Here is an 11,035-nt window from a genome sequence, read left to right on the forward strand (position 1 = left end):
AGCCTACCGTCCGCCGAAAAGCACCCATGGCCATAAAAATGCCGGCCCGGTTCGGCGATGAGCACCTCCGGTTCGTTCTGTTCAAACGGTTTCAGAACCACCATGAAGGTGCCCGGGCGCCGGGCAAAGGCAACTAGACGGCCTTGGTCCGGTGAAACGGCAACTCCGTGTCCGCGGCCCGGCAGCGAGATCTGACCAAGCACCTGGCCGAGATCATCGACAATGCCGATGCCATAATCACCGTTGGCCTTTTTGAAAGCACTGGCAAAAAGCGGCACACCGTCTGCGGCATCACGACTGAGCAGGCTGCCGGCCAATGTGGAGCGCACAAAGACAGGCGTGGCGGCCAGACTGCCGAGACCGACTAGAAAATCGCGCCTTGAAAAAGATTTAGTCGCCATCCAGGGCATTGAACCCTCCGGCCAGTTCCAGAGCGCCTGCAAGTTCAAGCGCCAGTGTGTCGCGGATCGATTTTATCGTGATCGCCAAAACAGTGACCTGGGCGTAGCTGTCCCCTTCACCAAAGGTGGCACGCAAGGGAGATTGCAATTTTTCAAGCAACGCCTGCGCATTTTCAAATTCGAACGCAAGCGCGTCATAGATCCAGGTAAACTCCTCTGGCGTCAGCGCTCTAAGAGCAAGGGCGGAAATGGCGTCCTGGATTCCATGCAGTTCGCCAGACAGAAACACAATGCTGTTGCCGGATCTCGAGAAAGGAAACCGTTTCGCCTTGGCCTTGGCCTGTGAACTTCCCAGTGCCGGAAGGAGGTCCTGATCGCTCGCAATGATCAGGCCGGTGACCAATGAATTGAATATGGTTTCAAGAGCCTCCTTGGAAGAACGGAAACGGGTACCTTCACCTCCGGTCTCCAATAATACGGAGCTGTAACCCTGAGGATCCGCCCAGTCGGCAGAAAGTTCGAACGCAATCCGCTCGACATTTTCCGCGATTGCCTGCGCATATCCGCAGGTGAATTCTTTTGTTTCTCCGGGGAGCCCCAGACTAACGGCTCCATCCTTCTTGAAAGCAATCAGTTGCAGCGCGGTCAGCCCCTGAACCGCGACACTTTTGTTCTTCAGCGTTTCTGCGGACAGAACACCCGGATCCCGAGATGCATAGAGCTTGCGCAATTGGCGTTGCCCGACACCACGCGGGTCAGGCATGAAAGCAAGCCGGCTGAGCCGGTCATCATCGAGCAGTGGACCGAAACGCAGGAAATGCACACGCGAGAAAGCGGCAACGGATTGAGAATAGGCATCAGAAAAGGCCGCACTCGTGGCATCGCTCCGGTCCCGGCAAACGTCACTTACTGCTTGCGGCAAGGGGTCTACAGCCGCTGCGAAGTCTGTTGTCACAGGGCGGATATAGTTTGAGATCATCCCTTCGAGCGACGGATTGAAATCTGTCGCCAACGCGGGAACCGCCGAACAGATCGCAACAAACGCCAGTGCCAATTGCCGCATTACAAAGACTCCAAAAACCGGATCAGGGCCTGTCGATCCTCAGGCACCAGGGAAACAACCACTTCCCGTGTCTGCTCGGCTTCCCCGCCATGCCACAAAACAGCTTCAAGAAGGTTCCGGGCCCGGCCGTCATGCAGGAACCTGGTGTGATTGTTGACCGTTTCGGTTAGACCGATACCCCATAGTGGCGGCGTGCGCCACTCATGTCCGCTAGCGTCCCCGACAGGCCGGTTGTCCGCCAATCCGTCTCCCATGTCGTGCAGGAGGAGGTCGGTGTAAGGCCAGATCAGTTGAAACCGGTGTGCGGGGTTTTCAGCGTCGCGGCTGGTGACATATTTCGGTTGATGGCAGGAGACGCAGCCTGCGTCATAGAATATTTTCTTGCCCTTCAAAATTTGAGGGTCATCGACATTCCGGCGCATCGGTACGGCCAGGTTTTCTGAATAGAAGGTTATGAGATCCATGACCGGGTCGGGCGCTTCCGACACGCCAAGCTGAGCCTGTTCGCCGTGTGGCAATGCCCGGCACTCGGTCTGAACATCGGTGCAATCGCCAAAATTGTCGGGTCTGTCCGGTGTGCTGATACCGATGTCGCCGGCAAATGCCCCGGCTGACTGTGCGCGGATGGTCGGATTGGAGGCCTTCCAGCCGAAACGGCCGGGTGTCAACTCACCGGTTTGCGGATCACGAACTTCGGAAATCCTGCCGGAAATACCGTTTCCATCGAGGTCGTCCGGATCGGCAAGCGCTTCGATATCGCCCGGGTGGATAGCCTGCAGCAGGCCAAGTCCGATCATCGGCGGGGCAACGCGCGGCGAGACCATCGTATCGGGATGCATTTCGCCAAAGCCAAGATCCCGGATCTTGTAGATTGGCTTTTGCAGAACGACGGTCTCGCCGCCGTTCAACGGCACCTCGATCTCTTCAAACTCGATATCGAACTTGCCCTCACCTGAAAGACCGGGAACCGCGAACGCCTGGAATTGCCCACCATAGGTCGGTTCCGGCACCGACAGGATCTGCTTTGTCGCAAGCGCCTGTCTCTGCTCATCGGTTTCCGGTGGAATGGAAAGCCGCAAAAACAGCGAAACGGCTTCGTCGCCCGGACGGGGTGGCCGGCCCCGGCCATCTTTCAGGTGGCAGCCCTGACAGGACCGGGCGTTGTAGAGCGGCCCCAGCCCGTCCGAGGCCTGCGTGGAAGAAGGCGAAGACGCCCACAGCTTCTTGAAAAGCCCGTTGCCAACCTTGAAGGTGTGCTGTTCTTCAAAATTGAGATTGGTGTTGGAGTGAGAAAACGCGTCTCTGCTGGGTCGTCTTTTCGACGTCCCCGCCCCGCCCTGCATTGGTTCAAAGAGTTCCGGTTTCTCGAAACCCACCGGTGGCTGAAGCACTCCGGCGGCCTTGACCCTGTCTTTTCAGACAGATCGTCCCTATGGGACAATACTTCGTCTGCAAAGACGGATCCGGTCGCAAAACAAAAACTTAACAAAGCACCGGTAACGGCGCTGGTCACAGGGGCCAGTCCCATTCGTCGCATCCTGAACTGTTGTCTGCGAGCCCCAATTCGCAAACGAAGGAAACATCAGGCGACCTGTATGATCGCCTGATGCCATTGAATTGCTTATTCGAAAACCGCGCCCGGGTTGTCGAGACTGTCGGAGCCTTCAAACGCAATATCATCCAGCTCGAGTACTTTCACTACGCGCTCGATCGAAGCCGTCTGATCGACCAGTGCGTCAACGGCGGCCTGAACGACGGCATTGCCTTCCGCATTGCCCTCACCGATCATCTGATCATAGGCTTCACCACCTTCAGCGCGAGCTTTCATGACTTCGAATGCGGCCAGCGTGGCGTCGAGCTTGGTTTTCATTTCGTCAGCAAGAGCCGCATCCTTGGCTGCAACGAGCTCTGCAAGAGACGCGCCGGAAACATTGTTGCCAAGCGGGCTCTGATACTCACCGAAATAGACGTTCCGGATGCCGACAACGTCATTGTAATGCGATAGGTGCGTGTTGTCGGAGAAGCAGTCATGCTCTTCTTCCGGATCGTGCAACATCAGGCCGAGCTTGATGCGTTCGCCTGCAAGTTCGCCATAAGACAGGGAGCCCATTCCGGTCAGGATGGTTGCCAGGCCGCCGTTTTCACCCTTGCCGCCCAGTTCTTCGCGTGCCGCACCGCCCGGTGCCCAGGCAGCTGCCATTTCTTCCAGATCGGAAATCAGGAGGTCGGTCACTGCCTGGAGGTACTGAACGCGCCGCTCACAATTTCCACCGGTGCAGTTGGCCGGATCGAAGTCGGTTGCCGGACGGCTGCCGGCCCCCGCATCGGTTCCGTTCAGGTCCTGTCCCCAGAGCAGGAATTCAATAGCATGGTAACCGGTCGCAACATTGGCTTCCACTTCACCGGCTTCCTGCAGCGTATCCGCCAGCAGACTGGCGGTGATTTCAGTTGCATCAATGGTCTCGCCACCGACCTTGAGGCTCGGATTGGCAATGACGTTGGCAACATAGAAGTCGTTTTCTTCAGACTCATCACCATAGGACGCGTCGACATAGTCGATCAGGCCTTCGTCCAGCGGCCAGGCGTTCACCTTGCCTTCCCAGTCATCCACGATGGCGTTGCCAAACCGGTAGGCTTCGGTCTGCTGGTAAGGGTTGCGCGCCTCGACCCAGGCCGCACGAGCAGCTTCCAGATTGGCCTCGGTCGGCTCCGCGACCAGCTTGTCAATGGCAGTTTTCAACGTCTTGGCGGTTTCGACGGAGTCTGCGAATTTTGCCTGGGCAATGTCGCCGTATGTCGACAGAACGTCAGACGGAGCGGCAGCCATTGCAGGCGTTACAAACAAAGCGGTTGCGGCCAGAAGGCCAAGCTTGAACGAATTCATTGTCCCATCCCAATATCTGAGGTGCCTGCAGTTTTGGACCCGTTACAGGCGAAAATCTAATGATGTCGCGGCTCGATAAGTGCCGTACGAGAGTCGGAGAAATCATTTCATGAGGGTAAAAGTCAAGATATAAATTCAAAAATATCAATACTTTAGAATGATTCAAAAAACTTGACTTCAATATGTAAGTTTAAGTACTCATATCAAAGTCTTAAAACCGACATCAACACTTTGATGCTAGGTTACCCCCCTTCTAAAATAGGGTGCAATCCAGGCTCCGGCCCCACTAATATGAAACAAATTAGATTTGACCGGCATTCGGTCAGCCACAGGAATGTCAGATATGCTTAATGCGCTGAAAAGCTTTGTTCGCGAAATCACTTTTGGCGACAGCGGCAAGAAAACTTTCGCAGAAGACGACAAACGCCTCGCCGCAGCGGCCCTTTTGTTTCACCTCATTGATATTGACGGTATCATCGAGGACAGCGAAAGCGAGAAGCTTCGCCAGATATTGCAAAAGCACTATGAACTCACCGATCAGGAAACCTCTGAGCTCATTTCCGCTGCCAAGCAGCGCGACGAGGAAGCGGTGGATCTTTACGGCTTCACTTCGGTTCTGAAACGCACGACCGACGATACCGAACGTCTCGCCATTGTCGAGATGATGTGGGAAATCGTCTATGCGGATGGGCATGTCCACGAGTTCGAGGACAATACGATCTGGCGCGTTGCGGAGCTTCTGGGTGTCTCCACCCGGGACCGGATGACCCTGCGCCACAAGGTTGCGCAGACAGCACCGGAATCGGACGACCAGGAATAATCGACCCTAAGGCCGCTGCTACAAACCGGTTTCTGGTGACGTCCATGCTCAGGGGGTCGATTTTTTCAAAGGCCTCCCTCATATTAATCCTATGAGATTTCAGTTCGATCCAGGTAACAACCGCCCAAAGATCCTGATCATTCTTCATCAGGAGAACTCGTCTCCCGGCCGTGTCGGCCTGGAACTGGTCAAGCGGGGATTTCAGCTGGATATCCGCAAGCCCCGCTTTGGAGATTCCCTTCCGGATACGATGGAGCATCACGCCGGTGCCGTTATTTTCGGCGGACCGATGAGCGCCAATGACCCGGACGGCTTCGTTCACAAGGAAATCGACTGGATCAAGGTACCCTTGGCGGAGGAAAAACCGTTTCTGGGCATCTGCCTTGGAGCGCAGATGATGGTCAAGCATCTGGGCGGCACCGTCTCGGGCCATCGCGACAGCCTTGTTGAAATCGGCTACTACTCGCTGCACCCGACCGAAACCGGCAAGGCCCTGATGGACTGGCCGAAAAAGGTCTACCAATGGCACCGGGAAGGCTTCGACCTGCCACGGGGCGCGGATCTTCTCGCAGGAGGTCCGACCTACCCGAACCAGGCAATCCGTGTCGGCCCTGCCGCCTATGGCATCCAGTTCCACCCCGAACTCACCCACCAGATGATGGTCCGCTGGACCACCAAGGGCGCCCCGCGCATGGAACTCCCCGGCGCCCAGAACCGCCGCGACCACTTCGCCGGCCGCTTCGTCTACGACCCGGACGTCAAGAAATGGCTCGACCGCTTCCTCAACCTCTGGATCGGCACCGCCGAGGCTCCGGTGGAGCACGGACAGCTGAAAGCAGCGGAGTAATACACGAAGAAAACAGACAGGAGCCCTCATGAGACATGAGAGCTCCTTTCATCGATCAGACGAAAGAGAAATCGTCCTGATGTAGGCCGGAAACACACGCGCTCTTGGTCTCTACACACGTCTCGGCTTCAGCGTCGACTGGCAGGAAATCCGATATGACCCCACTCTGGAGACAAGCCTGAACATGATCGGCCCTAGAAGGTCGACCCAACTCCCATCGAAGGAAAAGCAGCAGAACCATATCGCACATAAAAACCTAAAGTTGCAATAACTAAACACACGTAGTTAATAGGACCAACGATCAATGTTTGAAAAACCAATACATCAAATATATTTTCAGAGCTTGGGACAGATTTACTTGATTCAAAAACACGAAACAAATTTCCAATTAATAAAACTCCAAATATCCAGTTTGCATATATTTTCCGGAACACGTATTTAATTTCCTTCAGCAGTTCATTATTTTGCATGATATATTTGATTGCATGAACAAATACCGGCATCACAACGCAAAACAAAAGCGTATTGAGGATGTAGCTAAGGCTTACGACCATCGAGGCGATAGAGGTGTTCCGTGTTGGTTCGATGTCCCCGAAATAAAGAAGGTGAAAGTTTGCGCAGCCAACATTCAGTCGACCCAAAGCGCATGGATTCAATTCGCGGTAAGCTCCGGAGAAATAAACGGCATAGGGGAGCAAAGTCAGGGCAAGTATGAAAAAGGAAAACAGTGTAACAAAAGTATTGAGCTTGAGAAGATCTGGAATAAACAAAGCCGGCTTCGCCAGCCTGAGATAGGTGAAAATCAGGACAAGGTTGAGAACCGATCCAATCGGCGACAAGAAAAAATAGTTGATAGCGAGAAAAAGCACCACGAATGTCACTATCTGAGCACGGACACTGGTTGCCAGATAAAACACTAATTTCATTGGGAAAAACCTGAACCTTCATCCACTGACGGGAAACCGCGTTCGCGCGCAGTTTGCAGATTCGCGAGCACTTTCCAACAACAATCTATAATTGCACACTAAATGCTGATTCACAGGTTGAGTGTCGATGATTGGAAGCGATGAAGCCGACCTGTTGCCATCCGCTAACCGGTCCAGCCTCCGCCATTACTTCAGGAACGAGCACTCGGCCAATCACTCCACCTTCTCGATCTCACCCGGTCGCCAGGTCTTTTTGAACCAGGCTGCTTCAGGGCCGTAGAGACGCAGGATGGTGAATCAGCCCTTGCCGGGAACGGTCTGGATCCAGTTCGCGTCCTTGCCCGCAGGCGCTTGCGGGCCGAAAGTGAGCGTGACCGAGCCGTCGTCGTTTGCCGTCAGCGTGTCGCGCTTGTGTTTTTGCTCGGGAAAGGCTGTCCGGTCTGGAGTTCGGAGCGAGTCTGCGGGTCATAGGAAATCAAGGGCAATGAACCAGTTGATGTAACTGGTCGACTTCGACACGAAATAGGTCTCGCCCGCGACGTCGGCTTCATAACCACCGACAGGAGGATCGAGGTCGCCGTCATAGTCGGCGGCAGGATCAGGTTTTGCCGCCCGCGCCCTTGTCCGGACCCGGAAGCCTATATCGGTGACAAAGCGGAAATAGGCATCATTGACGGTCGCTGGCCCTTGTCCCTTCGGCACTTCGATGACGACGGCACCGTCCCGTTGAAGGTCCAGGATCGTCGTGCCGTAAACGGTGTCGGTATTGCCGGTCAGAAACAGAGGATTCGAATCTGTCAGGTCTTCAAAGACGGCAACCTTGTTGGCCGAGTCCAACCCGATTTCCGTAAGCCCCCGACGAATGCCTTCGATGGAGGTCGCCGGAATGAAATTCAAAATCAATTCGGCACCCCGCATGAAGCCGAGAACGTCATACATCAATGTGCTGGTTTCGGGCGTCGGCCGCCCGTCAACGAATTTAGGCGTTCCGAAGCGGGTCTCGACCTCGTCCGGTGTCAGAGTGTCTTCCGGGATTGGAGTGTTGTAGCCAGGCGGAGTGACGGTCTTGCCGGATGCAAATGCCGTCGGGCTCAGGAACAGAATAGGGATAAAACACAGGCCAAGTCGCTTCATCAAAATCTCCCGGGAATCGGTAGAGCATCGTTAAAGATGCCCCAGAGGCAACCGGAGGATGAAACGGCAAAATCAAGTTGGTGTTTTTGCCGGTGGAGCGTCACATGCTCCACCGGCAAAATTCGGTGCGGAGTGGTTTATTTGATCCGTGCGTCCTCGACCGGATAACCGAAACCGCCCTGCTCGCCGAAATTGCCGAGATGACACTCGCTGCAAGCGGTGACCACGTTGACGGCCTGCGGCGCACCGTTCGAGGCGACCATCATGTAGTACCAGTCGCCGGTTTCAGGGGATTTTCCGGCAGCCACCTTTTCCATCAGGAACAGCGGTCCCTTGGTGACCTTGCCGTCATCGTCGACCGTGAAGGATTCCTTGGCAAGCTTGGTGCCGGCCGGCACGACGACATTGTCCGGCTTGTATTTCAGGTATTCGTCGGCGCCGATCGAGTTCACATATGTCATCAGAAAACGGCCACCGTGAAATCCGGGCGCGGCCGGAAATGCACTTGCCTTGGTCCAGCCCGGATAATCCTTGACGAATTCCTCAGGAATCCAACGCTTCGGTCCATTTTGATAGCCTGCCCGCAGATCGGATTTCAGACAGTCGTAAACGGCCTGTGCCTCGTCACCTGTCAGATCGTATCCCGGCTTTTGCACATCGCAGGCCGCATGCGCAGATGTTGAAAAGGCCAGGGAGGCAACCGCGCCGCCCAGCCACAAAGGTAACTTCCTCATCGTTTTCTCCCTCAGCTAACGTCTTTTTCAAGACCTGGCGGAAAAAGCTTCCGGCCTAAGGGAGATCGCGTTCAATTCACATGGCCGGTGACCATATGTGATATCACGTGATGACTGATAATAATCTGAAGGGTTTCAAATAGTTAGAAAGCAGATCGCAGCAATGTGCGATCCGCTCACCTTTGCTCGATCAGCTTTCGAACACGACCAGAAGGTCCTTGGCATCAATTTGTGAACCCGGCGACACCAGGACTTCCTTCACCGTGCCGTCACGTTCTGCATGAAGGGCCGTTTCCATTTTCATGGCTTCAATGGACACAAGCACATCCCCGGCCTTGACTTCCTGACCGCCGGCAATCGCGACGGTGGATATCACGCCTGGCATCGGTGCCCCGACGTGATTGGCATTGCCGTCTTCTGCCTTGCGCATGGCAGCCGCACCGGTTGCCCCATGGGCCCGGTCCGGAACCTTGACGTTGCGTGGCTGGCCATTGAGCTCGAAGAAGACTTTCTTTTCACCCTTCTCATCCGTCTCGCCAATGGCCTGACAGCGCACGACAAGTGTCTTGCCCGGCTCCAGGTCGACGAAGATCTCGTCACCTGGCTCAAGACCGTAGAAATAGACCGGTGTCGGCAGAACCGAGGTCGGGCCGTATTGCTGCTGTGCCTTGTCGAAATCGGTATAGACCTTCGGGTACATCAGGTAGGAGGCAAGCTCGGTATCGCTGATGTCATGACCGGTCGCGGCGGCGGCGGTTTTCCGCTCCGCATCAAGGTCTGCCTCATCCAGCAGAGACCCCGGACGCACCGTGATAGGCGTTTCGCCTTTCAGCACCTTTTTCTGCAAAGGAGCCGGCCAACCACCCGGAGACTGGCCGAGATCACCATGCAGCATCTTCACGACACTGTCCGGGAAGGCAACGTCCTTGGATGGATCTTCGACTTCCCCGACGCTGAGACCCTGGCTGACCATCATCAAAGCCATATCACCGACAACCTTGGAGGAAGGCGTCACCTTGACGATATCGCCGAACATCATGTTGACGTCCGCATAGGCCTGCGCAACCTCGTGCCAGCGTGTCTCCAGACCAAGGGAACGGGCCTGTTCCTTCAGGTTGGTGAACTGGCCGCCCGGCATTTCGTGCAGGTAGACTTCCGAAGCCCCGAAGCGCAGATCGCTTTCAAAAGCCCGGTACTGGGTTCGCACCGCTTCCCAGTAGAAGGAAACCTGCCGGATCGTCCTGGCATCGAGGCCCGTGTCCCGCTCGCTGCCACGCAAGGCCTCCACAATGGAACCAAGGCAAGGCTGCGACGTCAGGCCGGACAGCGCATCCATGGCAGCATCGACCGCATCCGCGCCAGCTTCAACAGCTGCCAGAATGCTCGACGCGGCAATGCCGGAGGTGTCGTGCGTGTGGAAATGGATCGGCAGATCGGTTTCCTGTTTCAAGGTCTTGATCAGGATCTTGGCTGCTTCCGGCTTCAAGAGGCCCGCCATGTCCTTGATGCCGAGAATATGCGCACCGGCCGCTTCCAGCTCCTTGGCCAGACCGACATAGTATTTCAGGTCATATTTCGGTCGGGCGCTGTCAAGCATGTCGCCGGTATAGCAAAGCACGCCTTCGCACAGCTTGCCTGCTTCCTGCACCGCATCCATGGAGACGCGCATGTTCTCCACCCAATTGAGGCAGTCGAACACACGGAACAGGTCAATGCCGTTGTCGGCCGCCTGCTGGACGAAGTATTTGACGACATTGTCCGGATAGTTGGTGTAGCCGACCCCGTTGGAGCCGCGCAGCAGCATTTGCAGCAAAATGTTCGGCGCCTTTTCCCGAATGTGATGCAGACGCTCCCAGGGGCTTTCTGTCAGAAAACGCATGGATACGTCAAACGTCGCACCGCCCCAGCATTCCAGTGAAAACAGCGACGGCAATCCGGCGGAATAAGCTTCCGCGATGTTGACGATGTCATGTGTCCGCATGCGCGTTGCCAGCAACGACTGGTGCGCATCGCGCATGGTCGTATCGGTCACCAGCGCACGCTTTTGCGCCTTCATCCAGTCTGCGAACCCCTTGGGCCCAAGCTCGTCGAGCAGCTGTTTCGTGCCCGCTGGCTTGTCATCGCCAAAATCCGGAACGACCGGTGCCGCGACGTCTTTTGGTGGACGTGCACGGTTCTTTGTTTCCGGATGACCGTTGACCGAGACATCGGCAATATAGGTCAGAA

Annotated in this window: 10 protein-coding genes and 1 pseudogene; 2 read left to right on the plus strand and 9 right to left on the minus strand. The window is 55.7% G+C overall.

Annotation, left to right across the window (positions count from 1 at the left end; translation table 11 throughout):
- The 4 genes and pseudogenes from K5905_RS16910 to K5905_RS16925 form a co-directional block, all read right to left on the minus strand.
- A partial coding sequence (locus K5905_RS16910; RefSeq protein WP_297585933.1) for a DUF1513 domain-containing protein occupies positions 1–401 on the minus strand: 401 nt, incomplete at its 3' end.
- Complete coding sequence (locus K5905_RS16915) at positions 391–1,464, minus strand: imelysin family protein (protein ID WP_297585935.1); 1,074 nt, start codon at positions 1,462–1,464, stop codon at positions 391–393. The genes K5905_RS16910 and K5905_RS16915, both read right to left, overlap by 11 nt.
- Positions 1,464–2,992, minus strand: a pseudogene (locus tag K5905_RS16920) (di-heme oxidoredictase family protein). The gene K5905_RS16915 and the pseudogene K5905_RS16920 overlap by 1 nt, the downstream one beginning before the upstream one ends.
- Positions 2,993–3,085: 93 nt before the next feature.
- A complete protein-coding gene (locus tag K5905_RS16925; protein WP_297585936.1) occupies positions 3,086–4,348 on the minus strand; it encodes an imelysin family protein in 1,263 nt (420 codons plus the stop codon).
- Between the two features lie 343 nt (positions 4,349–4,691).
- On the opposite strand from K5905_RS16925, the gene K5905_RS16930 reads away from it, so the two are divergent.
- Positions 4,692–5,168, plus strand: coding sequence for a TerB family tellurite resistance protein (locus K5905_RS16930; protein ID WP_297585938.1), 477 nt, complete (start codon positions 4,692–4,694; stop codon positions 5,166–5,168).
- A 91-nt stretch (positions 5,169–5,259) separates the two neighbouring features.
- A complete protein-coding gene (locus K5905_RS16935) occupies positions 5,260–6,015 on the plus strand; it encodes a glutamine amidotransferase (RefSeq protein ID WP_297585940.1) in 756 nt (251 codons plus the stop codon).
- Positions 6,016–6,209: 194 nt separating this feature from the next.
- Here K5905_RS16935 and K5905_RS16940 read toward each other — a convergent pair whose 3' ends face one another.
- The 5 genes from K5905_RS16940 to K5905_RS16960 all read right to left on the minus strand — a co-directional run.
- Entirely contained in the window at positions 6,210–6,941 is a 732-nt protein-coding gene (locus K5905_RS16940; protein ID WP_297585942.1) for a hypothetical protein, read from the minus strand.
- A 297-nt stretch (positions 6,942–7,238) separates the two neighbouring features.
- Positions 7,239–7,340 (minus strand): DUF1214 domain-containing protein, encoded by a 102-nt coding sequence (locus K5905_RS16945; RefSeq protein WP_297585950.1) that lies wholly within the window; start codon positions 7,338–7,340, stop codon positions 7,239–7,241.
- Between the two features lie 66 nt (positions 7,341–7,406).
- Positions 7,407–8,075, minus strand: a complete 669-nt coding sequence (locus K5905_RS16950; protein ID WP_297585944.1) for a DUF1254 domain-containing protein — start codon at positions 8,073–8,075, stop codon at positions 7,407–7,409.
- Positions 8,076–8,212: 137 nt separating this feature from the next.
- Positions 8,213–8,809 carry a cytochrome P460 family protein gene (locus tag K5905_RS16955; RefSeq protein WP_297585946.1) on the minus strand — a complete coding sequence of 199 codons (597 nt, stop codon included), beginning with the start codon at positions 8,807–8,809 and terminating at the stop codon, positions 8,213–8,215.
- Between the two features lie 190 nt (positions 8,810–8,999).
- The coding region (locus tag K5905_RS16960) for a pyruvate carboxylase (RefSeq protein ID WP_297585948.1) at positions 9,000–11,035 on the minus strand (2,036 nt) is incomplete at its 5' end.

Origin of the sequence: Roseibium sp., assembly GCF_025698965.1 — a bacterium.
GTDB lineage: Bacteria > Pseudomonadota > Alphaproteobacteria > Rhizobiales > Stappiaceae > Roseibium.

Excerpts from the sequence above, each read along its gene's own strand:
- K5905_RS16940 (WP_297585942.1), bottom strand. The coding sequence starts at position 6,941 with ATGAAATTAGTGTTTTATCTGGCAACCAGTGTCCGTGCTCAGATAGTG.
- K5905_RS16955 (WP_297585946.1), bottom strand. The coding sequence starts at position 8,809 with ATGAGGAAGTTACCTTTGTGGCTGGGCGGCGCGGTTGCCTCCCTGGCC.
- K5905_RS16935 (WP_297585940.1), top strand. The coding sequence starts at position 5,260 with ATGAGATTTCAGTTCGATCCAGGTAACAACCGCCCAAAGATCCTGATC.
- K5905_RS16925 (WP_297585936.1), bottom strand. The coding sequence starts at position 4,348 with ATGAATTCGTTCAAGCTTGGCCTTCTGGCCGCAACCGCTTTGTTTGTA.
- K5905_RS16950 (WP_297585944.1), bottom strand. The coding sequence starts at position 8,075 with ATGAAGCGACTTGGCCTGTGTTTTATCCCTATTCTGTTCCTGAGCCCG.
- K5905_RS16915 (WP_297585935.1), bottom strand. The coding sequence starts at position 1,464 with ATGCGGCAATTGGCACTGGCGTTTGTTGCGATCTGTTCGGCGGTTCCC.
- K5905_RS16930 (WP_297585938.1), top strand. The coding sequence starts at position 4,692 with ATGCTTAATGCGCTGAAAAGCTTTGTTCGCGAAATCACTTTTGGCGAC.